This window comes from Aquibacillus rhizosphaerae (assembly GCF_030282825.1).
In the GTDB taxonomy this organism is placed as follows: Bacteria; Bacillota; Bacilli; order Bacillales; family Amphibacillaceae; genus Aquibacillus_C; species Aquibacillus_C rhizosphaerae.
Genome location: NZ_JASTZU010000036.1, coordinates 136,838 through 163,546, shown reverse-complemented (window position 1 = coordinate 163,546; position 26,709 = coordinate 136,838). Strand labels below are relative to the sequence as shown.

Below are 26,709 nucleotides of genomic sequence, written 5' to 3'. Positions count from 1 at the left end.
TGTGCACTTTAATTAAAGAAATTCGATTTAACAAACATGTCCAATCTAATTAATTATCGAATGAATTGTCCTGTGGAATTGCATAACGGTACATTACAGGTGATGTTAAAACCGTGGATGTATTGATTGTTGCATAAGGCATTAAGCTATCTATCAACAACCTCATTCGGTCCATATTAGACACTGCTGCTTTTAAAAAGTAACTAACATGACCAGTTACTCTATGACATTCAATGATGTCTTCTTTTTGCCTTACCATCGTTTCAAACTCCTGTGGTGATACTTTTAACCCACTCACTTGAACAATTAAGAGTATTTCTCTTCCTAATTCTTTTAAAGATATCCTGGCACTAAACTCTTCGATAACCCCTCTTTCTTGCAAGCGATGAAGGCGTTCCGAAACACTTGGACGACTAAGGGCCAATTCCTTTGATAAATCACTAATCGATATACGGCCGTTTTTCTGTAAGATTTGCAGCATTCTTCTATCAATTTTATCCATGTAAACCCTCTCATTTCACTTTGAAATTATTTTGGTTCTATACTCTTCATATTGGTAACTATATTGGGTTTTTAAATGCATTTTTGTATGTGTATTTACTGTTTTTTATACTACTATTAATATAACAGGTTTTTTCTTATAGAGGAATTACATTCATTTAATTGAAACCAAAGCGTATTTAGGCTTACGAAAAGAACCTTAAATAATAAAAGGAGACATTCGATGAAAAAATTATTATTTGTACTTTTTGGTATTGTATTAGTTAGTATTGGCGTTATAACACTCAAGCACTCACAAATCGTTACAGGTGGTACAGCTGGTCTCGCCCTAAACCTTTCGTATCTTTTTCATACACCCTTTTCAATCTTCTTCTTCCTTGTAAATATCCCCTTTTATATTTTTTCATTTATTCGAATGGGCTGGAAGTTTACCTTATCAACGATTTTCTCTGTCAGTTTACTTTCTATTTTAACGAGCTTCGACCCCTTACTACCTAGTTTTTCAGTCCCTATTTGGATTGGTACAATATTAGGAGGAGGATTAATCGGCGTTGGGCTTTCTATTCTGTTTGCAAATGGTTCTTCTTTAGGAGGGGCAAATATCTTAGCACTATTTCTACACAAAAGATATAATCTCAATCCTGGTACAACAACGTTTGTTTTCGACTTTATCGTTGTTTTAACAAGTCTCTATTCTGTTGGTCTAGTCAAAGGAGTATCATCCGTATTTTCCATTGCCGTCACCTCTGTTGTTATTAGTTATTTTAAAAATAAAATTGCAGAAAAACACATTTCCCCTGCAAAAAATAAGAAGTATGTTTTGAAGCGTAATGTAGCTATTACACAATAATAATAAAACAAAGGATTTGGCTCACAATGCCAAATCCTTTGTTTGTAACTGACAATCTAAATAATTTAGTCTAAAATTACATTACTTAATCAATTAGGAGGAGTTAAACTTGGAAATAAAATATTCTAGTATAGATGAAATACAAACAGCAATGAATAGCGGTGAATTAACTTCTAAACAGTTAACCATGTTTTACTTAAAACGAATAGCAAAGTTTGATAAAGAAGGCCCTAACATAAATGCTATCTTAGAAGTCAATCCGGATGCTCTTCATATTGCAGAAGCTTTAGACAATGAAAGAAATCACAAAGGAATACGTGGCCCATTGCACGGCATTCCGATTTTAGTTAAGGATAATATCGATACTGGCGATAAAATGCATACAAGTGCCGGATCAATCGCCTTAGCGAATCATTATGCAAATGAAGATGCATTTATTGTAAAGAAACTAAGAGAAGCTGGTGCAGTCATCTTGGGAAAAGCCAACTTGACAGAATGGGCTAACTTTATGACAGAAGGAATGCCAAATGGCTATAGTTCAAGAGGTGGACAAGTTTTAAATCCATATGGTCCTGGTAAACTTGATGTAGGAGGATCAAGTTCTGGTCCTGGTGCTGGCGTTGCTGCTGGTTTTGCCACTTGCAGTATCGGAACGGAAACTAGCGGATCGATATTAAGTCCAGCTAGTAGCAACTCTATAGTTGGAATTAAACCGACTGTGGGGCTCTTGAGTAGAACAGGTATTATACCAATTGCAAACAGTCAAGATACCGCCGGACCGATGACAACAACAGTTACAGATGCAGCCATCCTACTAGGAACACTAGCAGGAATGGATGAGTTTGACCCTGCGACTTATATGAGCGAAGGAAAAGCTTCTATAGATTATACAAAACATTTAGTCTTAGAGGGACTAAAAGGAGCACGTATAGGTATTGATCGCTCTTACCTCGAAGAATTATCAGAAGATGAATGGAAGATAGTAAACCATGCAATTGCTGATTTAGAGGCTGAAGGGGCAACCATTGTTGACTCAGTTAACATTCTATCTAACCCTACTGATTATAGTGTGTTATTTCATGAATTCAAATCCGGCTTAAATGCATACTTATCCAACACATCCAGAAATATGCCTATTCATTCACTAAAGGACTTAATACGTTTTAATGAAGATCATGAAGAAACAGCACTTAAATATGGACAAACCTTATTAATTGAATCTAATCAAAAAAGTGGGACGTTAACGGAAGCAGAATACATTCATGCACGCCTTTCAGATATACAAATGTCTCAAACCGAGGGCATTGATGAGGTAATCGAGAGAAATCAACTTGATGCACTATTATTCGTTAATAATTATGGTGCAGGAATAGCTGCAAAAGCAGGATATCCATCCATTACTATCCCTGCTGGTTATACACCTGCCGGAAAACCAACTGGTGTAACGTTTACAGGAAAAGCTTTTAGCGAGGGTAGACTAATCGAATTGGCTTATGCTTATGAGCAAGCTACAAACCATCGCAAACAACCTAGCTTCAGTTAAATAAAAATACACTTGAGTGATATTATTCATTCAAGTGTGTCAACTTCATAATTACCATATTCAATCATCTAAGGGCAATATATAGTTTGGAAATGGTTTTACCCAACTATATATTGTTGTAGGTGACGACAAAATTGGTATTATTAAATTGATTAAAGTGTATTTCTTTTAACTCTTTTTCAAGAAAAACGAAAACCACCAGAGAAAAGCTTTTACTGATGGCATCGATAATAACATATGGTTTTTAAGACTTCCCTTTTGTGATTTAAGATCACTTTTTTCTATAGAAAACTATAACATTACTTTAGATAACTGTGTAGCGATTTGTGAAAAAATCTAACAAGAATATTTCATTTTGTTACAGATTATTGTACACAAACTAGCTTTCTTTTGAATTAAATAGCTGTTTTTTTCTCCAATTTCCATAACGGTAATATAAAAAAGCTAACAAACTGCTTACGATAAAGCTAATTCCCATACCAATCCCTATTCCTATTTCCCCAAATAGATTCGAACTAATGTAAGTTAACGGATATCTTAACACCCAAAAAGAAATCAGGTTTAACACTAGTACTTGGTACATAGCACCAGACGCTCGAACTATTCCATTTAAAACAAAGTTAAGTCCAAGAAAAGGGTAAAAGAAGGCAATAATGGTTAGATACTGGGCTCCAAACTTAACTGCTTCTTCATCTTGAATAAATAACTGAATACCATAATTCGCAAAAAGCACAATTATAACTGCGAAAGTAAACATAACTGATAAATTGTATAAAACCCCATATTTTGTTATCTTACTAACTCTATCCCATTTATTTACGGCTATATTTTGGCCTGCCATACTATTCACTGCAGTTCCAAGTGCATGAGCAGGGAGCATGAAAATACTATCCAGCCGTTGGGCAGCACTGAAACCCGCAACGACATCTTCTCCATGTGAAGTGACAACACTCATAATTGCCGCTACTCCTGCCGATATCACGGACATTTGTAAACCTGAAGGAATTCCTAGATGTAAGATAAGCTTTACTTCATCCCACTTTGGTAGTGAAGGAATGGAGAATGGAACAAGACTTCTTCTTAATACAAAATACACACCATAAACAAATGCAATTCCTTGTGAACAAACTGTAGCATAAGCAGCTCCATTCACACCTAAATTAATAACTGAAATAAAAAATGGATCCAACACGATGTTTAACCCAACGGCCAGCATGACGAATCGCAGTGGTGTGCGACTATCTCCTAATGCCCTAAGTACAGTGCCGATAAAGTTATAACCTAATAAAAATAAAATACCAAGTGTATTGATTTTAAGATAAGATGTAGCATCAGACATCATAGATTCCGGTGTTCCAAGTAAAGATAAAATTGGGCCCGCTGCTAGGTAGCCAATAAAACCTAACACAATAGCCATAAATGTCAAGGTGACCACAAATGCATTGAGATACTTTTTTAAGCCTTGTTCGTTATCTTTTCCCTTTTGCTGGGACAGGACTGTTAGCGTTGTATTATTAATCCCAATTATAAAAGACAGAATCGTGAAAATAACGGTGCTCGATATCGCTACAGCCCCTAATGCATTAGAACCTAATAAGTTACCTACCCATAAATTATCTGCAAATTGGTAAGAAACTTGAAGTAAGTTAGTAAACATGATTGGGGCGGAAAAGTATAATAATTGTTTTAATATATTTCCTCTTGTAAAATCCTGTTGATTCTTCACATATAACTACTCCTTAAATATGTTACCTTTTAAAAAACTGTTTCCTAAGCTTGTTGTGTTGCACTATATATATAAAGTACGCAGTAAGACATTCTTTACTTTTGTGAAAACTCTTTTAACTGGCAATGATGTTTGAGTGGCACTCCGTTCAGTCAGAACACTTCGTTTTCCACGGGCACGGCTTCAGCTAACTCAGAAGAAGATCGCTTCTGAGTGGATCTTCAGCCCGCGCTGTTCCCGTAGGAGTCTACGCATTCTGCCTTCACTTTTAACAGTTTTCCTTATTTAAAGGTCGATAGTTATTAATATTGAGCTACTTCCACTCAAAAGAAAAGTTTACCGAGCGGAGGGAAAATGCGACACTCCTATGGGTAAGGAACAGTCTGAAGGCCCCGCAGTGAGCGTTCTTTGTTCACGAGGAGACTGAAGCGTTCCCCATGGAAAGGGAGTATTTTTCCGTAGCGCTAGATTAACCACTCATCTTAAATAGAATGCAAGGAAGTTACGATAAAGTTACTTCGCACTTTACATCAAGTTCGACGTTTAACAAGCAACAAAACGTTATAAAGAGCAATCATTAATGGGAAACCATTCTCTTTTTACTCATTGATATTTTATCATGGAAAGAGCGATGTAATATGTAAATTAGCTTAACGATAATAGAGACAGATGCTATTTTCTTACTTTGCACCTTTCTTAAAAATGCCGATACTTGTATTATAATAATAGTAGATTATTCCTATAAACTATTTACATTCTAGAAAGCCAGGCTCAACTATGATATTTAAATTATTTCAGCAAACATTGCTTAGAAACTACCTATTTGGTTCTTTTGTTGCTGTCGTTATTGTGGGAACAACCTTTATTACACAAACACTCCATATAACCCAACACGACTTAGATTTATTATTAATCATTTTATTCATTTCATTGGTAACTATGGTTAGTTGTGAGTGGATTGTATTTCAAGTCCATTTACAACCAATTAGGCAAGCGTTTAATGATCATGCAAATCTTAATACTCTTAAGAATGCATATTTAAGAACGCTTAGTTTTCCAATTTTAACATTCGGAAGGATTATGCTTCCACACTTCATTGGGCTGGCAATCCCTTCATCATTACTAGCTCTTTTATTTATTTACTTAGAAAAACTATCGATTCCATATTCCTATATTGGTTTTGCCTGGGTTGGTGCATTTTTGATTGCGTTAATTCATGGAGTAATTGAATTTTTACTCACTACACGCGCGATAAAACCTTTACTAGAAGAGATAAAGAAACAAACAATGACAAAATATAATATAGATTTATCATTAGAAGACTATGTTTTGTTATCCATTAGAAAAAAGTTTTTCTTTAGCATATTATTTATCGGTATCTTCCCTATTCTTCTATTCAGCTTAGCAACTTATATTTACCTAGTTCAATCTTACCCAGAAATTATTAATGACTATTGGCAATGGTCTTTAACCATCATCTTAATTGTTTCTGCTATTGCTATTTACTTCTCGCATTTGTTAACAAGAGAAGTTGAAGTTCCTATGAAGCAACTTCAACAGGGCATGCAACACGTGCAAACAGGAAAAATTGAATATTTACAAGGCTACTATTCAGATGAATTTTCAAGTCTTATTGCGGGGTTTAATCATATGGCAAGTTCCATACAAGAAAAAGCAAAGCTTAATGAAGAGCTTCTAGAAAGCTTTTATACTGTTTTTGCAGCAACACTAGATGCCCGGGACCCTTATACTGCAGGCCACTCTATTCGAGTAGCGGAATTCGCAGTTGAGATCGGTGAAGAAATTGGCTTAACCATACAGGAGTTGGATCTTCTTAGGAAATCAGCACTCTTACATGATATTGGCAAAATCGGAGTTAGAGACGATGTATTATTGAAGGATGGAAAATTAACTGAAGAGGAATTTTATCAGATAAAACAACACCCGTCCATCGGGGCTGATATTCTAAATCGGATAAACCCAAAAAATGCCATGATTTCCTTAATTCCGGGAGTTAAATATCATCACGAACGCTATGACGGAAAAGGGTATCCCGAGGGACTTTCAGGTGAATCTATACCTACATTCGGACGTATCTTAGCGGTTGCTGATGCCTATGACGCGATGACATCGGATCGTCCATATAGAAAAGGAATGGATAGTAACATGGCCTTAACTATTATAGAGAAAGGAAAAGGAACGCAATGGGATCCTCATTACGCTCAACTATTCATTGACATTATGAATAGAAAAGAGTGAAATTACAATTCCGAAATGGAGTGATTGGGGTGGAGACATTGTATTGGTTGCCTGTTTGTTTTTAGTGGAGTGTATATTATTTCTTATAACTTGGAAGTCAAATAAATACTCCAATTTATTTGCGATTACTTTGATAGTCCTCGCTTTTGTAAAATGACGAAGGAGGAGATGATGAATAATCTATCCCTCTCCTCTATCTTGAATAAACCGAGAATGTATAGGTAAACCATCCCAGACGACATGGCTACTTGCTTGTCTGTTTTTGACCTCCGCTTCTTCTAAAAGCAAAAAGAAGTTTTTTGTTGGCAAATAACCTAAATCATGCTTTTCAGCTAATTTATCTAAGTATTTTCTCATCGAACTTAAATTCTTAGACTGATTACTTCCTGTATCTGAGAATTCATAAAGCACACTTGCCACGGGAACTCTCTTCACTTTAAATGAGTTAGACACACTGAGAAAAAAATCCCAATCCCAGTAATTCATTAACGTCTCATCAAAGAAGCCAATTTGATTATGTATTTCTTTTTTATATAAACAACCTGACGGAACAAAGGTAGAAAATTTTCGCATACCTTCTAAATCAAGCTTATAAGCAAATAAATATCGCGATTTAGGTACTCTCATTTTATTTTCCCATTCATAATTTACTATTTCCACATCAGAATAAACTAAATCTACTCCTTCTATTTCTCCAACCATTTGTTCTAAATGTTTCGGTAGTAGTATATCATCATCATCGATCAGCATGACATATTCTCCCCTTGCCTTTAAAACCCCTTGATTTCGCGCATACACGTGCTTTCTATTCTCTAAAAGGTTAATGACTGTGATCTTAAGTTCAGGATATAGCGAAATAATGTTGTCGACTAACTGACCAAAATCATTAATAATAATAATTTCAAAGTTTTGGTATGTTTGCCTCCTCAAAGACTCTAATAATTCAGCTAGAGCATATAGCCGATTATAGGTAGGTATGATAATAGAAACTAGCGGACTTGACATATATTCTCTCCCCCTTCATCCATCTTATTGCAATATTTCATAAAAAACCTCGTAAGCAAAACTTACAACAACAATGAATTCCATCTTAACTTCCTTTACAATAATTATATCAATAGAAAGGAGTATGTGTTATGTCTAATTTAAGTGAAGCAATAGAAAAGCAAAAAAGAAATTTAATTCATACGCTAATTAAAAAGGGGGTAAACTTTTCCTATAATGAATTTTATGAGAAAAACATCGGTGAGCTCGTATATGAATATCAGAAACTTAGCATTGACGAGGTGAAATAACATTATTTATTAACTCCATTAATCCTCCTCCACTTTAATCATTTCTCTTATATTGAACCGAAGTAATTGTTCAATAATGTTTCCCTCCATTTTAATAAGTGTCTTTATTCGTGAATTTTTATATTTTTCAATGTTCACAGTTGATAGAAAATGTGAAGTAACTATTTAACACTTCTTACTTTTTTATCAAAATGACATCAGGTGCTACAGAAATTCACTATTTTTTCCCCGGACTTGCGCTGAAAATCCACTCAGGAGCGACTTTCTTCTGAGTTAGTAGAAGGTGTGCCTGTGCAAAGCGTAGTATTTCCCGGGCAATACCTGTTTCTTATTATCTCTCCATTTGCTCGTACTTCTTATCAGACTTCATAATCATTTCAAAAGCTAATTCGTTAAGCTTTTCGCCTCCCTTCTTCAAGTTAACCCATGCTTAACTACTTTTTATCTATCTCCCCTTGCCGACACTTGGTTAGCTCTTTCTTTATCTTTCTCATTAAACTTTCCATTTTAAACCTTTCCTAAATTAGGTTTTATCTCTTTTAGCTTTCATTTTTTAAATAGTCACAAAATTGTTAAACTTTCATATACTATACTGTTTACACTTGGATTAAATTGGTAATAACTAAAAGTATAAAAGTTAATTAATGATTAAGAAGGAGGAATAAAAGCTTATGACCTTTTTAAGAGAAGCTGTACAAAAGCAAAAAGAGTTATTGATAAAAGCTCTAGAAAATGACGGCCTCATACTTCCAAACGATCCTAATATACATAATAAAACTATCTCCGAAATTATTAATGAGTATGATGAATTTCTTATCACTACCGAAAAAAACACGCATAATTCTTTAAAATTCACAAAGACAATTCAAGTTACACAGAAAAAGAAGCCAAAATTGCATTAGGCTTCTTTTTCTTGTTCTTTTTATTTTTACATTATTTGTTGTAAACGAAAACTAACGACCTTTTCTTCAGTCATAGCATCTATAGTGGACCGTACTCCTTCTCTGCCTAATCCGGAATTCTTCACACCACCGAATGGCATAGCGTCTATTCGATAATCACTGCTATCATTTACCATGACACCACCTACATGCAAATGCTGTATGGAGAAATATGCCTTATTAATGTCAGAAGTGAAAATTCCAGCCTGAAGTCCGTAATCTACATCATTTGATTTTTCAACAGCATCATACACATTATCAACTGGATAAATTAATACTACTGGGCCAAAAATCTCTTCTTTTGCAATTTTTGCCGATTTCGGTACATTAGTTAAAATGGTTGGGTCGTAAAATGCACCCTTTCGTTGACCTCCAAATTCTAACGTTGCGCCATCATATAAAGCTTCATTCACCCATTCTTCTACCCGTTTAGCTTCCTGTTCATTAATAAGTGGACCCATATCTGTTAGTTCATTTAACTTATCGCCCACTTGTAAGTCTTTTGTACGCTCTTTAAAGGCTTCTAAGAAAGACTCATAAATATCCTTCTCAACATAGATTCTTTGAACACCAATACAATTTTGACCTACTGCACCAAAAGCACCCGATACACAAGAACTTACTGCATCATGAAAATCAGCATCATTTAAAACAATAACAGGTGAATTTGATCCTAGTTCCATATTAACTCTCTTGATACCTGCTTGATGCGCAATTCTTTCTCCCGCTTTTACACCACCAGTAAAGGAGATCATTTTCACTAAAGGATTAGTAGTTAACGCTTCACCAATTTCCTTACCTGAACCAGTAATAACAGAAAGTATGCCTGCAGGTAATCCGGCTTCGACAAATGCTTTTGCCAATAACAGAGCACTTAATGGCGTCACGGATGCTGGTTTAACAACGACCGCATTACCTGCCGCTATTGCCGGGCCTACTTTATGCGCAACTAAATTTAATGGATCATTAAAAGGAGTGATTGCACCAACTACACCTATAGGGAACCTGTAACTGTACCCAACTCGATTTTCGCTTCCTTCATTCTGGTCAAAATTGATTGTTTGACCGTTAATTCTTCTTGCCTCTTCTGCGCTAATCCGTATGGTTTGGATCGTGCGTGTTACCTCACCTCTAGCTTCATTTATTGTTTTACTTCCTTCTAACGCAATTGTTTCTGCGTAAAGTTCACTATTCTGTTCTACATAGTCTGCTGCTTTATTCAACACACTCATTCTTTCATGTGTTGGCCATGAATGTGATAGTTGATAAGCTTGATTTGCTTTTTCGATGGCTAGCAACATGTCACTTTTTGAAGCCCTAGGCACTCTGGCTATTACTTGATTATTTTGCGGATTATAAACATTAAATGATCTTTCCGCGTCTATCCATTGACCTGCTAATAACATTTTTTCATTTTTCACTTGAAGTTGCATTTGATCACCCTCCTCCTATTTTCGTTAGGGCGTTTTGCCTGTGAAAGTGAATAATATCTATTAATAAGGAGTAACCTGTTTCCACTAGACCTGCTCCTGCTCCTGTTAATAAGATGGGACCTGATAAGTCACATTCATACAAGATTGCATTGGTGGCACCAGATACCCCTGCTAGTGGATCATCATTATCTATAAGCTCTGGTTTAACAGATGCTGTTACCGTTCCATCGTTTTCTTTCGTAATTCTTGATAGCAGCTTCCACTTTTTATTATTCGCTGAAGCTTCCTTGACTGTATCCATTGTCATGTCAGAAATACCTTTACAGTAAATATCATGTGCATCAATAGGCACACCCATTAGGTAGTTTGAAAGAATCGCGGTTTTGTATCTTGCATCGTACCCTTCCACATCACTCGTTGGATCCGCTTCGGCATACCCAAGACTTTTAGCTTTTTCTAATGCTTCTTGATAGGTCTTCCCTTTCTCCATCTCTGTTAAAATATAATTTGTTGTGCCATTTAAGATTCCTTTTATTTCCTTAATTTCATTTCCAGCAAGTGTAGTAACTGGCATTCTTAATGCCGGAGTACCACTCATCACTGTGCCTTCGAATCCCCAATAAACACCATTTTCTTTAGCTAATTCATTTAGCTCATTATACGCCAGCGCAACTGGACCCTTATTCGTTGTGACAACACTTTTCTTATATTTAAATGCTGTACGTATGTGATCGATGGCAGGTTGACCTGTCTCTACATCTGTATAAGTTACTTCCACAATCACATCAGCATTAGAGTTAGCAATGGTGGTAAAACTATCCCATCCCTTTACCATGCCAGGTTCTTGAGGATAGTCTTCTACATTCCCTGTTTCCTTCACAACCTCAAGCAGCTTTGATATATCTAAACCCTCGGAATGATAGATGGATCCTTTCATAACATCTGTAACTGCTACTACCACTGGTTCCAATTCATATGAATTTTTCAATTGTTCCTTTTTTCTTTGTAATAATTCAGCTAGTGACTGACCGACGCCACCGAACCCTATAAACGCTATTTTCGTAGTCAACTTTGTTCACCTCCAAAGTAATCACTACCATTCAACATACGGTGTGTACATTCAGTTAGAAGGGTTACTCCAATTGGTAGTGCCTCTTCATTTATCATGAAATCAGAATTGTGCAAATGTCTTGTTTCATCATTTTCTTTTCCACAACCTAAGAAAAACATAGCACCCGGAATTTCCTTAGTTATATGACCAAAATCCTCACCACCCATTCCAAACGGTTGTTCATAAATTTCCATGGATGGATAAATTGATTTAGCTGTGCTTATGAAAAGGTCAGTAATCTCCGGATGATTTTGAAGTGCCGGTTCTCCATGTTCAATATCTAGTTGGTATTGACCACCTAATGGCTCTACTAGTTTTGCAATCGCTTCTAATTCTTTTATCAATTGTGAGCGAATCTGGTCCGTGTAAGAGCGGAGCGTCCCTTTTATCTGCACTGTTTCAGGTATTACATTTGATGTCGTACCGCCCTTAATTTCGCCTACACTCAATGTACCTACATCTAATGGATTTATTTTTCTACTAATTAATCCGTAAAGGCCTTGTAATACGAAACTTGACATCCAAATTGGATCATAGCTTTGGTGAGGGTATCCACCATGTCCTCCTACTCCTTTAATCGCAAGGGAAAAATTGTCAATATTGGCCATACTCGGTCCTTTGTTCACCTGTAATTCTCCTGCATATCTCCATGGACAAACATGCAATGCAATAGCTGCATCTAAGTCATTTATAATACCTGATTTTAAAAAATATGGAGCTCCCGTTAAGCCATGTTCATCCGAGTCTTCTTCAGCAGGTTGAAATATCAATTTTACTGTTCCTTTCAACTTACCATTCTTAAAATCTTCCACTAATAGTTTTGCTGCACCTAACAACATAGCCATATGAGCATCATGTCCACAAGCATGCATTATTCCGTTATGCTTTGATGCAAAACTAGCACCGGTGTTTTCCATAATTGGTAATGCATCCATATCTGCTCTTAAACCAATGATTGGGCCATTTCCTGAAGATATCGTCGCCACAATGCCGTGGCCTGCTATACCAGTTTGTATATCGTATATTCCCATTGATTCCAAAGCATCCAGAATGTATTTACTTGTTTTCTCTTCTTTAAAACTGAGCTCCGGATAACGGTGGAAATGGCGGCGCCAATCAATAACTAACGGTGCAATTTTACTAGAACGTTTTATTGTACTTATACTTTCATTATGCAAAGGAGCATCCCCCTTTTAACTATTTACAAATATATTAGCAGGAATTTTTTGAAATGCTTGCTCTAAATCCTGTATTAAGTCATCAACGTCTTCAATTCCTGCAGAATAGCGGATAAGCCCTTCTGGTATCCCCATAGCAGCTCGCTCTTCTGGTGTACATTCTACATGACTCGTTGTTCTTGATGGTCCAACTACCGTCTCTACAGAACCTAGATTTGCTGCTTTGTTAGCAAATTTTAGATGAGGTAAAAAGTGACGTAATGTGTCAACTCCCCCTTTTACCGCAAAACTTAACATCCCACCAAAGTCGTTCATTTGCTTTTTAGCAATTTCATGGCCGGGATGGTCTTCTAAACCAGGATAGAATACTGATTCTACTAGGTCGACTGTTTGCAAATACTTGGCGATAGCCATTGCATTTTCACATTGCTTATCAATGCGAAGCTTTAATGTTTTCATCCCTCTTAGCAACAGATATGCGGACATCGGGTCTAATGTAGCTCCATTAATTTCACGGTAATGGTAAATGGAATCAACTAAATCTTTGGATCCACAAACAGAACCACCTAAGGCATCTGCATGGCCACCTAGAAATTTTGTCGCACTATGAATGACTAAATCTGCACCCAATTCTAGTGGCTGTTGGTTAATTGGTGTCGCAAATGTATTATCCACAATCACAATAGCTCCTGCTTTCTTACCAGCTTTTGCTACTCTTTCAATGTCAGTAATTTTAACGGTGGGGTTCGTTGGTGTTTCTAGATAAAGAACTTTACATCCTTTGGCAACTTCTCTTTCAATTTCCTCATGATCCCCTGTATCACAAAGTACTACATCAATATTTTGTTTTGGTAAGAACTCCGTGAAGATTTTATTTGTTCCACCATACGTATCTTTAATAGAAACCACACGGTCACCTGGATAAAGCAATGTTCCTAACGTATTACTTATTGCAGCCATACCTGTTGAGAAACTCGTTGCGGCTTCTGCACCTTCTAAATCTCTGATTTTCCCTTCAAAGGCTTCAACAGTCGGATTGGTATTACGTCCGTAAATATGTCCCTTTTTCTTACCAACTGCAACATCATACCATTCATCCATATCATCGTAACCAAAGGATACACTGTGTACTACAGGAACCTGCGTAGCCCCAAAAGCTAGCGATTCTTTTTCTCCTGCCCAGATTGCACGAGTAGAAATTTTTGCGTCTCTCATTGTTATTCCTCCTCATTGTTTAATAAAAATGGCACTGATTCCGCTTTAGCTTATTCTTCCACCTTGGCGGTTCATATCAAATGGTTCTTGTATAATCAAATCCCTTGGGTAATTTGAAAATGTTAAACATCCACTTTCAGTCACTCTAAAGGTTTCACTAATTTCAATTCCATAATCATCAAACCATAATGCCGGTATTAGATGGAAAGTCATATTTGGTTGTAATACCGTAGAGTCTCCCATTCGAATACTAGCTGTATGCTCTCCCCAATCAGGAGGATAGTTAAGCCCAACAGAATAACCTAATCTTGCTTCTTTTTCAATGCCATGTTTTTTCAGACTACTTCTCCAAATGTTCTCTACATCTCCACATGTCATCCCTGGTTTTACACCATCTAACACTTCATTTAATCCTTCGATAACGACGGGCTTTATTTTTTGTAATTGGTCAGATGGCTTACCAATTGAAACTGTCCGTGCTAAAGGTACATGATACCGCTTATAACACCCAGCCAATTCAATAATTACTGACTCACCTTCTTTAAACTTACGATCAGACCAAGTAAGATGGGGAGCACCTGTGTTTTCACCTGCAGGCAATAAAGGCACTATTGCCGGATAATCTCCTCCATACTTTTCTGTTCCACTGACCATATGATAATAGATATTTGCTGCTACATCACATTCTCTTATTCCTGAACGAATACTGTTCGCACCTTCGTACATGGCTTTATCTGCGATTTCTGCTGCTCTTTCCATGTACTCAAGTTCCTGATTAGACTTAATGATTCGAACATAGTTAACTAGTAAACCTCCATCTTTAAATTTTGCATTTGGAAGATTTCTCGTTAAGCGTTCATATGCTTTTGCAGAAAAGTAGTAATTATCCATTTCTACGCCAGTGTATCTATTACCATGCCCGATTTGTTTTAGTATTTCTGCAACAAAGTCCATTGGATGATAGATGGAGGATTGAACATAATAATCCGGGTAAGCAATTACGTTATCATCATAAATCCACGTGGTAGCTTTTGCTCCATTTGCATCTTGGTAACGGCCTACCCATATAGGTTGTGGTTCATCAATGATAACAATTAACATTTGATGAACGTAAAAGGACCATGCATCATACCCAGTTAAATAATTCATATTGGCAGGATCCGTAATAAGTAATACTTCAATACCACTTTCTGCCATCCTCTGCTTCGTCTTACTCAAACGGTTTTGATATTCAACAATATCAAACGGAAGCATTGTGTTCCCCCCTTTCCTCACTATCGACTGAATAATCAGTTATTTCTTACTTTCATCATATTAAAATAGATGCTTTTTCGTAATGTTCAAACTGTATGAAGTTATTTTTATTTACTTATACAACATTTACAATGATATTACGCTTCATTTGATTGTATAGGCTTATTTAAGTTACTAAACTCTTAATTTACTTCACTATACTTTTGTTTTCTTTATTTTAGGTTATTATCTTCTTATAAAACCGGTTCCCTTTTGAAACGATGAATAAACTGTTTATTAGAACCTGTCTTCTTTATAAAATGTCATTTTGACAAAATAAAAGCCCCTCAACACAAGTGTTTGGGGACAAGTAATCTATTATAATTTCTGTAACATCCATAACCGGATGCTTAATTCTAGTAAAAAAAAATCATCTGACTCTACTAGTAAAAGCCCTGTTAAAGATTCAATGTTTCTTAATCTGTGTAGAAGTGATTGCCTATGCAGATTAAGCTCTCTCGCTGTTTGACTTACATTACCCTTATATTGGTTATATACGATAAAAGTATGAATAAGATCGGTTTGTCTTTTCTTATCGTAATCAATTAAAGGTTGGATTGTTTCTTTAACAATTTCTGAAATTTCACTTTCTTTTGAAATGTTCATTAATAATCTATTTATTTTCGTGTCATTAAAGAAAGTTCTTTGTCCGCTTCCATGCTGTTGAATTCCAATATCTAAAGATGTCTTCGCTTCCTGGTAGCCTTCATAAAAAGCAAGGTTATTGTTCTTATCTGTTCCTATTCCCCAAGATAATTCCATACCTGATAATAATTCGCTTAATCTTCTCTCTATTGTATCCAAAAACTGGTTGACCGTTTCTATATATGGGGCGGTACCCGTTTCTAAATAGATGATAACTTGATCCTCATCAAACGTAGTCATTGTAATTCGTTCAAAAAGTTTACCAGCATACGTTATTTCCTTTTGAATATAGTAATTCATACTTTGCAAAGAAGAGCTTTTAGGGTTATCATTTTCGTTCGTTTCGATAGCCTCTTTATACCTAATATCTCCTACCATGCAAATATACGATTTACTTAAATCATAACCAAGTAAGTTAGCTTTAGAAAATAATTGATCATCAATCTTTGTTTCTTGTTTAGCTAGGTTTAATACAAAGTTATCTTTTAAACGAATTTCGGTTAATTCAATTGCATTTTCTTTAACGAAAAAAAGTGCACACGCTGTTAATGCATGCTCTAAAACATTCATTACAAACCATGATAATTGTTTTTTTTCCTTAGGTTGAAACAATAAAAAACCTTGCGTCTTGTGGTTATTTAGTATGTGGAGTTGAAAGAAAGCATCCTTTTCAAATTCATATTCATTAATATGATAATATAGTGGATGTTCACTGAATTGAATATCTGTTGCAGAAGCATTTTGAAGTTTATTCCCTTCTCCTTCATAAGCATGTAGAATTGTCTTATTAAAATGTTGAGAAGTACGAATTGCTCTATGACTATCAGTTATTGCCAAAGGGATTTTGATATTTTTGTATAAGGTATGTGCAATTTCCTCTAGACCTTTATCAAGTAAGACACAGTCAATTAATTGTTGTCTCACCCGTTCTGCCTGTTTTCTTTCTGTTTGTCTTTCGTCTGTAATTTTTCGCATGACGCTTTGCAAAATATCAGCAAATCTTACTTCCCATGGTATATCTACGATAATTAATTCTTCATTACGAGCTAATTGCAATACTCGATCTGGTATATCAAAAATAAAACGACCAGTTGCTATAGCTAACACAGTAGCTCCCGATTTGATTATATCCTTTACAAAATTTTCGAATATAGTAGAATCTTTTTCACATCCAACCCCGGTACTCAATACAAATTCATTTTTTCGAACGAAATTTTCAACAGGTGTTTCAATTACTGATACCCACTCCACCTTTTTTTCTTTCAATAATTCCATTCCGGTTTTGACTTTGGAAGTGTTCATTACAGGTAAATGAACAATGTCACTCACAGTTAAACCCACAAGTCTCACCTCATTCTCATAAATTCAGTCCTTTTCTGAAGGAGAGCAGGCAGTAGACACAATACCACATCAATGCTCTTCGGGTACATATTTCGCCAAAAACATAATGCAACCAATCCTCTTTTCGAAAGGCTCTCTTCTTTAGAATATTCGGTGAATTTATACTTTACCACATCTGTTTTTTCTAAACTTGTTTATCATCATGCATTAATCCTTTTGAATCCCAAACCTTGCATTAATTTCTCCTCGTAATAGCTCTTTACGGAACTTCCTGTCTTCTGCTCTTTTTGACTTGAGCATCTCCTGTCTTATCTCAAAAGTCTGAACTCCTTCTTCCCTTTTATTTGCTATTTCAATTAATTGTTCAACATCAGCGAAAGAATACTTTCGATTTCCCTTTGGAGATCTTTCAGGAAAGATAAGTTTTCTTTCTTCATAATATCTAATTTGTCTTTCAGTAAGTCCTGTAAGTTCACTAACCACACCAATCGTGATCACTTTTCTTTCCTTATAAGAAGGACCATCTGTCATTTTATTCACCGCCAAATTATAATGATTTGTAATCACTAAGATAAATGTAATTATACATGGAAAACTCTACTAACTATATAGTTGTGTAAGATTTTCTGACAACAATAATCTCACACACTAGAAAATACTGCGTTAATTATCCTTACACATTAAGTGCAAAATAATTGTTATTTTAATAGAATGACAGTCAAGAAGGGAGTTGTAATGAATGGCTTACTTAAAAAAAGCAGTTGACCAACAGAAAACCATTCTAATCAATCAACTAATCCAAGCTGGTATAGTTTCGGATACTAATAAAGAAATATATGCCAATAAAACAATTAGCGAACTAACAGAAGAGTGCCAAAGTATTATAGTAAAGGAAGATAATATTGTAATTTAGCACAAATCTAATATTTACGAAGTATGAAGGTTTAATCTAAGTTTACTGGGTTTCACCGTTGGTTCAGCATTTTAGTAGGGCACTTTCTTAAGAGTGTCCTTTTTATATGCCTAAACTTTTCATCAACACAAACTGCTCTATGAATGAATATGTTATATGGAATTCATAAAGCAGATGGAGTGGTGATGTTTAAGTGAATTTACCTACTTTACTTTCCGGGCCTATTATCCGGTTTACAAATACTAAACAAGTATGTATATGGCTTGCTACGAGTCAAAACTTTGAAATCGATGCAAACCTTTATTATTTTAATTCAGAGCCGGTACTTACTACTCAATTGTTAGAAACAAAAACACAAGTAGAAACAATACACACCGGAAAAAATCTATATATACATTTGATAACTATTTATCCGAAAGTCAATCCGTTACCTACTGATCAGTTACTTGGATATAATCTATATCTTTCCAATAAATTCGAAACACTAGACTTAAAGAGTTTTGGTTTACTTGATCAACAAAATCCACACGCTATTGTATATGAAGACTTACCACTACCTTCCTTTTATATTAATACAGACTCAAAAAATAAAATCCTTTATGGTTCGTGCAGGAAGCCCCATAGCAATGGAGAAGATGCTTTAGCAAGTGCTGATATAGCAACAGAGGAACACTGTATGGACGTATCTGAACGACCTAGTTCTTTGTTTCTTATGGGGGATCAAATTTATGCAGATGACATACCAGATCCTTTAAGCCAGTTCATTTTTCAATTAGGGGAACAGTTAATTGGTGAAAAAGAAGAACTTGCCGGACTGGATCACCGTTTAGCTATGGAACCTTTTCAAACTTCAATCGAATTAATTCACGGTCGCCAATTTATTATTAACCATTTTGCAAAGTTCACATCTAACCATGCAGCAAATCATCTTATTCAGTTCGGAGAATATGCAGCTATGTATCTATTAACTTATAGCCCTCAATTATGGGAGCTCGCCAAAGATTGCGGTGTCTTTGACCCATTTGAACAAGTACATGCAAATGGTGATATTTATTTCACTTATCCTAATAACAATTGTTATAAAAGTGAATATAAAAAGGAATTAGAACAGCACCGCGCTAGGTACACAGAACAGTTATATAATCTATATACATTTCACCAAAACCTCTATCGCGGAAGAAGATTACTAGCAAATACACCGACCTACATGATTTTTGATGACCACGACATTACTGATGATTGGAATCTAACTATCGATTGGAAAAACAATGTATGGAATTCATCCTTAGGCAGACACATTGTCTCAAATGGATTAGCTGCCTATTGGACCTTTCAAGGATGGGGAAATAATCCATGGACATTTACTAATGAATTTAAAACTAAGATAGAAAACTATTTTCAGAATCTATCTATTCAAGGAAAAGCTTATGAGGAATATGTTAATCTATTATGGCAATTTGACCGATGGCATTTTATAGCGCCAACTAATCCAAGAGCCATCTTCCTTGATACAAGGACAATGAGAGGTTATGATCCTCAACCTCAACCTACAAAAGTAGGAGCATTAATTGAGGAAAACATTCGCAGCCCACAATTAATTAATAACAGCGGTTGGAAAAAATTATCACAAACTTTATCCCGTAGTAGTTGGCAGAGTAACGAAAAATTAATTATTGTCTCCCCAACACCCTTATATGGGATTGGACTGATTGAATCTGTATTACATGAGTATGTGTATCCATTAAGAGTCTTGGGGATTTCAGTGCAAAGCATGCTTGATTTTGAAGCATGGAAATATAACGATGAAGGGTTTAAGTCATTTATCGAGTGGTTAGCAAAATGGGAACCAAGTCATTGTTTTATATTATCCGGGGATGTCCACTACGCTTCATCAGTCAGGTCCACTATTGAATTTGTTAATGAAACACAATTAGAAATTCTTCAGTTTACGAGCAGCCCTATGTGTAACATGAGTTTTACAGGTATGTGGGGTTTCCTCATGAAAAAGGTAGTATGGTTAAATGCGTTAAAGAGAAAAAGAGAAAATATTTATCGCCATTGTGATGATGGTGGTCAGGTTGTCCTTGACGAGGAAGACGCTTGTCCTAATGACTATAAATGGCGGGAGCAAATCCAATACCTTTCTACTGAAAAAGGTAACATTATTGATATAGATAATAATATAGGTTTACTAGAAATACAGTCAGATACCGTACAAAATAAATTGCTTAAATACTATGGAACAGGTAAATTAGAAAACCATTTTAAACAGATCACTTTATCTGATTCTTAATCTAGGCTTGTTTATAAAAATCCTTGCTCTACATCCGTCGCACTTAATATAAAGTTCGCATTAAATATTATTAACTTTTGTAAAATTCTTTTCTGTTTGAGTGTTGATTGAGATGTAATATTTCGTTCCGGCAGAATACTCCGCTTTCCACGGGCACGGCTTCAGCTAACTCAGAAGAAGATCGCTTCTGAGTGGATCTTCAGCTCGTGCTGTTCCCGTAGGAGTCTCCGTATTCTGCCTTCACTTTAACAGTTCTCCTAATTTAAAGATTGCTAGTTATTAATATTGGGCTATTTCCACTCGAAAGCAAAGTTTACCGAGCGGAGGGGAAATGCGACACTCCTATGGGAAAGGAACAGTCTGAAGGCCCCACAGTGAGCGTTCTTGCTCGCGAGGAGACTGAAGCGTTCCCCATGGAAAGGGAGTATTTTTCCGTAGCGCTAGATAAACCACTCATCTTAAATAGAATGTAAGAAAGTCACGACAAAGTTAGTGCGTACTTTATATCAAGTATGAAATAACAACATCTTTTAGAAAACAGCCTTCATCTACAACATAAACAAAATAATAACGCATGGAAGTACTGCTTCCATGCGTTATTGTTGGTTAATATTAGTATTGTACACGATGAAGATTTGCAAAAATTCCATTCTTTTCAATCAACTCTTGATGTGACCCTTGCTCTGCGATACCATCTTCTGTTACAACTACAATCCTATCGGCATTTTTAATCGTTGCCAATCGATGGGCAATAATTAATGTTGTGCGATTCTTAGCTAATTCATTCAATGCTTTCTGAATGATCACCTCTGTTTCCGTGTCTAACGCAGATGTCGCCTCATCTAAAATCAAGATTGGTGGATTCTTCAAAAACATTCTTGCAATCGCAATTCGTTGCTTTTGACCCCCTGATAACTTTAGACCCCTTTCTCCCACTTGTGTATCGTATCCTAATGGTAACGACTCAATAAATGATTGTAAGTGTGCTTGCTTTGCTGCCTGAGCTATTTCCTCATCTGTCGCATGTCTTTTTCCATAAGCTATATTTTCCCTTAGTGTTCCTGTAAATAAAAATACATCTTGCTGGACAATTCCAATATTAGACCGTAATGACTTTTTCGTCATATCTCTAATATCGATCCCATCAACTGAAATATTTCCTGCATTAACATCATAAAATCGAGGGATTAGTGAGCATATGGTTGTTTTCCCAGCACCTGAAGGGCCAACAAAGGCAACTGTTTCTCCCGCTTTTATATTTAAGTTGATATCATGAAGCACGGTTTGGTGGTTATCATAGCCAAACGTTACATGATCAAAGCTAATTTCGCCATGTAGACCATTAACCTCGATTGCATTGTCGCGATCAACAACCTCAGGTTCTGTATCCATTAACTCAGTAAATCGCTTAAACCCGGCCATTCCTTTTGGATATAATTCCATTAACGCGCTTATCTTATCAATAGGTTTAAATAATACATTTACATATAAAACAAAACCAACTAATTCCCCGAGTTTTAACTCTCCAGTGAAATTTAACCAAGATCCAAACACAAGCACGATAAGTACAATAAATCGAGTCATCATATAAATACCTGAAGTACCAAATGACATCACCCAATAAGACTTCAACTTTGCAGTACGAAAATTATTATTATCTTTTTTAAATCTTGAAATCTCATAGTTTTCATTTGTAAATGACTGCACAACTCTTACACCAGAAACACTATCTTCAACCCTTGCATTCACATCAGCAATTTCTTTATACATTCGCTTCCATGCTTGGTTCATACGAATATTCACAAAGGTAATTAAAGCAATTAGTAATGGAACAATTAATAAAATAAAGAACGCAATTTTTGCATTGACAGTAAACATGATCCAGAATGCTCCAACAAAAGTCATAATCGCTATAAAAAGATCTTCTGGTCCATGATGAGCTAATTCCCCTATATCAAACAAATCATTCGTTATACGACTCATTACATGACCCGTTTTTGTATTATCAAAAAAACGAAACGACTGCTTTTGTACATGGGTGAACAACTGCTTTCGCATATCTGTTTCAATATTTATCCCTAACTTATGACCCCAATAGTTAACAATAAATTGCAAAAATGTACTCAATAAATAAAGCAATAGTAATGCGACACTCACATAAGCAATAATTAACCAATTCTTATCTGGTAACAAGCTATCGATAAACCACTGAACTGCAAGTGGAAATGCTAACTCTAATATGGCAACAATAATTGCACAACTAAAGTCTAAAATAAATAAGGTTTTATGTGGTACGTAATAGGACAAAAATCTTCGAATCAATCAGGGCACTTCCTTTTATGCTTAAAATAAACTAGATATGTTAATGCTTAATTCACATATATAGGATTATAAGTCTATCCAAGCAAGATGGCAATTTTATTACGATAAATGGCCTGTTTTTTAAAAACAGCCAAAAAGCATTGGATAAGATACTATTCTTATCCAATGCTTTTTAGAGTTACATAAAGGATTATTATTCCTTAGTTAGAATTTAATGAATAAATCTATTTGTTCTTCTGGATCTAACTTATACAAAACTCCTGTAAAGTCATGCATATTTTTTTGATTATTATCTCGCATAAGACACTCCTGTAAGAACTCATTTTAAACTATCAATCACCTTAATCTGGTCTTCTATAGTAAGATCTACACTAGATGGTAAACAGATACCTCGTTGAAATAAATTAGTAGAAACACTTTCTCTATCATCATGTGTATAGTATTTACAACCTTCAAAAACGGGTTGTAAATGTAAAGGTTTGTGAATAAAGCTTGTTTCAACACCATATTTTTCTAATTGTAAAACTATTTGATAAACATTTTGTCCAATTAATTTTTCGTCTATAAGAATTACAGTTAACCAGCGATTTGAAAGTGTATCTTCTTGTTCATATACAAAATCAATTCCATCTACATTGGCTAATTGCTCTTGGTATTGGTTAAATACTTTTTGTTTTAAAATTACATTTTTATCTAACACAAGTAACTGTTGTTGCCCTATTCCAGCAAGTATATTACTCATGATATAACTATATCCTGTTCTTGTATGATGATAAAAAGGTGGTGATTCCCTTGCTTGTGTGGCTAAATGCTTCGCATATTCTATATATTTAGAGTCATTTGATAGTAAGACGCCCCCAGAAGAGTTGCTTATTATTTTTCTAGGTCCGAGTGAGTAGACACCAAAGTCTCCAAAAGTGCCACTTGGTTTCCCTTTATACATCGAACCTAATGCATGTGAGGAATCCTCAATTATAGGGACTTGATAAAAGTGACATAGTTTTAATATTTCATCCATTTTTGCGCATTGTCCATATAAATTAACTACAATAATAGCTTTTGGTAATTTACTATTTTTAGCTGCATCTTTCAATGCCTTCTCCAGTGCACGTGGAGACATATTCCATGTCTCCGGTTCAGAATCAATAAAAACCGGTTGCGCCCCCTGATAAGTAATTGGATTTGCACTTGCAATAGAAGTCAATGTCGAACAATAGATTATATCGCCCGCTCTCACTTCTAATAACATTAAAGCAAGATGTATGGCAGCTGTACCTGAGTTAACTGCTAAAGCTCCATTTACACCTACATAGCTTGCAATTTCTTTCTCGAACTCTATAAGGCAATTAACTTCTTCTTGACTCGATATACAATTTAAAATTTCTTTATTGTTACTTTCCTTAAGTAAAGGGATCATTTTAGAGTTGGCCATCCTTTCTAACTCTCCTCTCGCCTAACAATAATTAATTAGTTTTACGAGAATAATTTCACTTTTTGTCATTATAACGTATAATTTGGCGTTTTATGTACTTTATAAAGAACACTTTAATTGATAAACTTAGATATGTAAATACCTTTTTAAAAAATACTCATATTATCTTCTACTATTTTGAATAAATAATGGTTTTGTGAGAAAAATAACCTAGAAAAACATATGGAGGGTATTAATATGAACTCACAACGTGCAAAAGAAATTATAGACTCTGCTACCATGGTTAATGTAATTCACGAAGGAACACCAATTTATATTCAAAATGTTAATGAAGCTGAAGAAACTGCAAGAGTTTTTCCTGTTGACCAACCAGAGAATGAAAAAGAAGTTCCCTTAAACAGTCTCACAGAAGCAGATTAATTCGGCGGATATATTCACCCACTTTTAAAAAGCGACCACTATGGTTGCTTTTTATTATAATTACTTACTTCTCAAAACTAACGATCTACATAGCAAGATAAATGCACTTTGAATCGGATATAAGAAAAACGCTGGAGCTAGGCATCTCTGATTTTTTTGTACTTTCTTACCCTTTAAAAGAAGCTGCGGGTCACCTAATTGAAACCATAAGCTTAAATTTAATAAAGTATAGACCGTTCTTATAGGTCTAAGCCTCCAATATTTGATATAGTTATTTTGAAGGAGGATGACAAGATGAATATGTCAATTACTCAACCTGCCGTAAAATGGTATATCGATGAAATGAATCTAAAAGAAGGCGATTATGTACGATTTTTTGTAAGATACGGGGGCTATGGAGGGATTCATAAAGGTTTCTCCCTGGCACTTGCTAATGACAAACCAAATGATCCAGCCATCCAAACAGAAGAACAAGGTATTACCTTCTATGTAGAAAACTCTGATTTGTGGTATTTTGATGGCATGGATTTTCATATTAAATATTCCCGAAAACTAGATGAAATTGAATATGTAATCAAATAAGAAACCGCCTGGGTAGGCGGTTTCTTATTTCCCCTTAATCATTTATTTCACTGTTACAGTAACTTTTGCTTTTTGAGTAGACACATCCAATTTATAACCTGGAGCACCAAAGAAAGGTGTACCGTCATTATTCCAAAATAGACGTTGCACTCGCGCATGACGGTTATGATCATATAACGGATTTCCTTCTACCCTTTTGTATGGACGAGCATGATAAACAAGTAAGTCATATCCATCTTCATCAACTGTAAAGCTATTATGTCCTGGTCCATATTCACTTGATTCTTCACTAGAAACAAATACAGGTTCTGAGTTCTTTGTCCAAGAATCTGGGTTTAACAGATCACTATCTTCATCAGCTGTAAGTAAACCCATGCAGTAACGATCGTCTGTCGCACTTGCAGAATAAGCAATAAACACCTTACCATTGCGTCGAATCATCGCAGGTCCTTCATTTACGTTAAAATCCTCTCGCTCCCATTTATATTCTGGAGTGGATAGGAATATTTGATTTTTAATCGTCCATGGGTTGCTCATCTCAGCAATATACATGTTAGAAACGGTATCGTTATCTACCTTTTGGGCCCAGACTAAATATCTTTTCCCTTTATGCTCAAAAGTAGTAGCGTCTAACGAAAAGCTTTGAAACTCTGTATTAATTTGTCCTTTTTCAATCCATTCACTTTCTAATGGATTCTCAGCATCCGTTTCTAATACATATGGATGAATGGACCAGATATCATCTTTGTCACCTGCCGCATAGTGTATATACCATTTTCCATCAATAAAGTGAATTTCTGGCGCCCAAATATGTTCAGACATGATTCCGCTTTCATGACGCTCCCAAACAGTCACTTCTGTAGCATCCGGTAGAGCTTCAATTGTTTTCGCTCTCCTAACTACAATTCTGTCATACAATGGATAGGATCCAGTAAAGTAATAATACCCATCCGAATGTTTATATATATATGGATCTGCTCGCTGCTCAATAAGTGGCTTTGGATATTCTTTATGTTCTAGTTTTCCTTCAACAGTAAACGTTCCTGGCTCCTTATACTGATTTGAATCAATATCTTCCCAAGAAACATTAAAATCTGCCACAATACCGTTATCGAGTTGAGCTTCAACCTTAGCGGGTAGAGCAGGTTCCTTTCCAACTGTTGTTGCTACTTCTACTTGTTTAACTTTATCTACTGTTAGTTTCATCATTAATCATCCTTTCACCATAGTTCTTATGCAATTTATATTATAACAAATATTTGTACTTATAAGTAACAATAAATAATCATTAAATCAACAACTTATACTAATAACTATTTTTTTGATTTATATTACTATTAAGATAGCCACTTAAATTCTTCACTCAAATTGTCATAAGACATCACATTTAGTTTATTTAGTCTTAATTTATTTTAA

Annotated in this window: 22 protein-coding genes; 9 read left to right on the top strand and 13 right to left on the bottom strand. The window is 35.3% G+C overall.

Annotation, left to right across the window (positions count from 1 at the left end; all coding sequences use genetic code 11):
* Window positions 1-49: 49 nt before the first annotated feature.
* Window positions 50-502, bottom strand: coding sequence for an Lrp/AsnC family transcriptional regulator (locus tag QQS35_RS11355; protein WP_285932240.1), 453 nt, complete (start codon window positions 500-502; stop codon window positions 50-52).
* A gap of 222 nt (window positions 503-724) precedes the next feature.
* On the opposite strand from QQS35_RS11355, the gene QQS35_RS11350 reads away from it, so the two are divergent.
* On the top strand, window positions 725-1,351 hold the full coding sequence (locus QQS35_RS11350; protein WP_285932239.1) for a YitT family protein: 627 nt from the start codon (window positions 725-727) through the stop codon (window positions 1,349-1,351).
* Window positions 1,352-1,460: 109 nt separating this feature from the next.
* Complete coding sequence (locus tag QQS35_RS11345; protein ID WP_285932238.1) at window positions 1,461-2,894, top strand: amidase family protein; 1,434 nt, start codon at window positions 1,461-1,463, stop codon at window positions 2,892-2,894.
* Window positions 2,895-3,273: 379 nt separating this feature from the next.
* On the opposite strand, the gene QQS35_RS11340 is transcribed toward QQS35_RS11345, so the two are convergent.
* Window positions 3,274-4,620: an MATE family efflux transporter gene (locus QQS35_RS11340; RefSeq protein ID WP_285932237.1), complete on the bottom strand. Its 1,347-nt coding sequence runs from the start codon at window positions 4,618-4,620 to the stop codon at window positions 3,274-3,276.
* 777 nt (window positions 4,621-5,397) lie between these two features.
* Here QQS35_RS11340 and QQS35_RS11335 point away from each other — a divergent pair.
* Window positions 5,398-6,879 carry an HD domain-containing phosphohydrolase gene (locus tag QQS35_RS11335; protein ID WP_285932236.1) on the top strand — a complete coding sequence of 494 codons (1,482 nt, stop codon included), beginning with the start codon at window positions 5,398-5,400 and terminating at the stop codon, window positions 6,877-6,879.
* A gap of 180 nt (window positions 6,880-7,059) precedes the next feature.
* Here the strand turns inward: QQS35_RS11335 and QQS35_RS11330 are convergent, their stop codons facing one another.
* On the bottom strand, window positions 7,060-7,884 hold the full coding sequence (locus QQS35_RS11330) for a glycosyltransferase family 2 protein (RefSeq protein ID WP_285932235.1): 825 nt from the start codon (window positions 7,882-7,884) through the stop codon (window positions 7,060-7,062).
* A gap of 131 nt (window positions 7,885-8,015) precedes the next feature.
* Between QQS35_RS11330 and QQS35_RS11325 the strand changes: the two genes are divergently transcribed.
* A complete protein-coding gene (locus tag QQS35_RS11325) occupies window positions 8,016-8,174 on the top strand; it encodes a hypothetical protein (protein ID WP_285932234.1) in 159 nt (52 codons plus the stop codon).
* A gap of 671 nt (window positions 8,175-8,845) precedes the next feature.
* A complete protein-coding gene (locus tag QQS35_RS11320; protein ID WP_285932232.1) occupies window positions 8,846-9,076 on the top strand; it encodes a hypothetical protein in 231 nt (76 codons plus the stop codon).
* 26 nt (window positions 9,077-9,102) lie between these two features.
* Here the strand turns inward: QQS35_RS11320 and QQS35_RS11315 are convergent, their stop codons facing one another.
* The 7 genes from QQS35_RS11315 to QQS35_RS11285 all read right to left on the bottom strand — a co-directional run bounded on the left by QQS35_RS11315 (window position 9,103) and on the right by QQS35_RS11285 (window position 17,862).
* Window positions 9,103-10,548, bottom strand: coding sequence for an aldehyde dehydrogenase family protein (locus QQS35_RS11315; protein ID WP_285932230.1), 1,446 nt, complete (start codon window positions 10,546-10,548; stop codon window positions 9,103-9,105).
* 4 nt (window positions 10,549-10,552) lie between these two features.
* Window positions 10,553-11,617, bottom strand: a complete 1,065-nt coding sequence (locus tag QQS35_RS11310) for a homoserine dehydrogenase (RefSeq protein ID WP_285932229.1) — start codon at window positions 11,615-11,617, stop codon at window positions 10,553-10,555.
* The gene (locus tag QQS35_RS11305; RefSeq protein ID WP_285932228.1) at window positions 11,614-12,837 is read right to left on the bottom strand and encodes a M20 metallopeptidase family protein; all 1,224 of its coding nucleotides are present in this window, start codon (window positions 12,835-12,837) and stop codon (window positions 11,614-11,616) included. The genes QQS35_RS11310 and QQS35_RS11305 overlap by 4 nt, the downstream gene beginning before the upstream one ends.
* 15 nt (window positions 12,838-12,852) lie before the next feature.
* The gene (locus QQS35_RS11300; protein WP_285932227.1) at window positions 12,853-14,052 is read right to left on the bottom strand and encodes a cystathionine gamma-synthase family protein; all 1,200 of its coding nucleotides are present in this window, start codon (window positions 14,050-14,052) and stop codon (window positions 12,853-12,855) included.
* 45 nt (window positions 14,053-14,097) lie between these two features.
* Window positions 14,098-15,306, bottom strand: a complete 1,209-nt coding sequence (locus tag QQS35_RS11295; protein ID WP_285932225.1) for a M24 family metallopeptidase — start codon at window positions 15,304-15,306, stop codon at window positions 14,098-14,100.
* 357 nt (window positions 15,307-15,663) lie between these two features.
* Window positions 15,664-17,331, bottom strand: a complete 1,668-nt coding sequence (locus tag QQS35_RS11290; RefSeq protein ID WP_285932223.1) for a PucR family transcriptional regulator — start codon at window positions 17,329-17,331, stop codon at window positions 15,664-15,666.
* 207 nt (window positions 17,332-17,538) lie between these two features.
* Window positions 17,539-17,862: a MerR family transcriptional regulator gene (locus QQS35_RS11285; RefSeq protein ID WP_285932221.1), complete on the bottom strand. Its 324-nt coding sequence runs from the start codon at window positions 17,860-17,862 to the stop codon at window positions 17,539-17,541.
* A 208-nt stretch (window positions 17,863-18,070) separates the two neighbouring features.
* Here QQS35_RS11285 and QQS35_RS11280 point away from each other — a divergent pair, with 208 nt between their 5' ends.
* Both QQS35_RS11280 and QQS35_RS11275 read left to right on the top strand, forming a co-directional pair.
* On the top strand, window positions 18,071-18,244 hold the full coding sequence (locus QQS35_RS11280) for a hypothetical protein (RefSeq protein WP_285932219.1): 174 nt from the start codon (window positions 18,071-18,073) through the stop codon (window positions 18,242-18,244).
* Window positions 18,245-18,437: 193 nt separating this feature from the next.
* Window positions 18,438-20,537 (top strand): metallophosphoesterase family protein, encoded by a 2,100-nt coding sequence (locus QQS35_RS11275; RefSeq protein ID WP_285932217.1) that lies wholly within the window; start codon window positions 18,438-18,440, stop codon window positions 20,535-20,537.
* A 612-nt stretch (window positions 20,538-21,149) separates the two neighbouring features.
* On the opposite strand, the gene QQS35_RS11270 is transcribed toward QQS35_RS11275, so the two are convergent.
* Window positions 21,150-22,859: an ABC transporter ATP-binding protein gene (locus tag QQS35_RS11270; RefSeq protein ID WP_285932215.1), complete on the bottom strand. Its 1,710-nt coding sequence runs from the start codon at window positions 22,857-22,859 to the stop codon at window positions 21,150-21,152.
* A gap of 319 nt (window positions 22,860-23,178) precedes the next feature.
* Window positions 23,179-24,291: a DegT/DnrJ/EryC1/StrS family aminotransferase gene (locus QQS35_RS11265; RefSeq protein ID WP_285932213.1), complete on the bottom strand. Its 1,113-nt coding sequence runs from the start codon at window positions 24,289-24,291 to the stop codon at window positions 23,179-23,181.
* A 237-nt stretch (window positions 24,292-24,528) separates the two neighbouring features.
* On the opposite strand from QQS35_RS11265, the gene QQS35_RS11260 reads away from it, so the two are divergent.
* On the top strand, window positions 24,529-24,711 hold the full coding sequence (locus QQS35_RS11260; protein WP_285932211.1) for an H-type small acid-soluble spore protein: 183 nt from the start codon (window positions 24,529-24,531) through the stop codon (window positions 24,709-24,711).
* 294 nt (window positions 24,712-25,005) lie between these two features.
* Window positions 25,006-25,293 carry a HesB/YadR/YfhF family protein gene (locus QQS35_RS11255; RefSeq protein WP_285932210.1) on the top strand — a complete coding sequence of 96 codons (288 nt, stop codon included), beginning with the start codon at window positions 25,006-25,008 and terminating at the stop codon, window positions 25,291-25,293.
* A gap of 42 nt (window positions 25,294-25,335) precedes the next feature.
* Here QQS35_RS11255 and QQS35_RS11250 read toward each other — a convergent pair whose 3' ends face one another.
* Window positions 25,336-26,499 carry a family 43 glycosylhydrolase gene (locus QQS35_RS11250; protein WP_285932209.1) on the bottom strand — a complete coding sequence of 388 codons (1,164 nt, stop codon included), beginning with the start codon at window positions 26,497-26,499 and terminating at the stop codon, window positions 25,336-25,338.
* Between the last annotated feature and the right edge of the window lie 210 nt (window positions 26,500-26,709).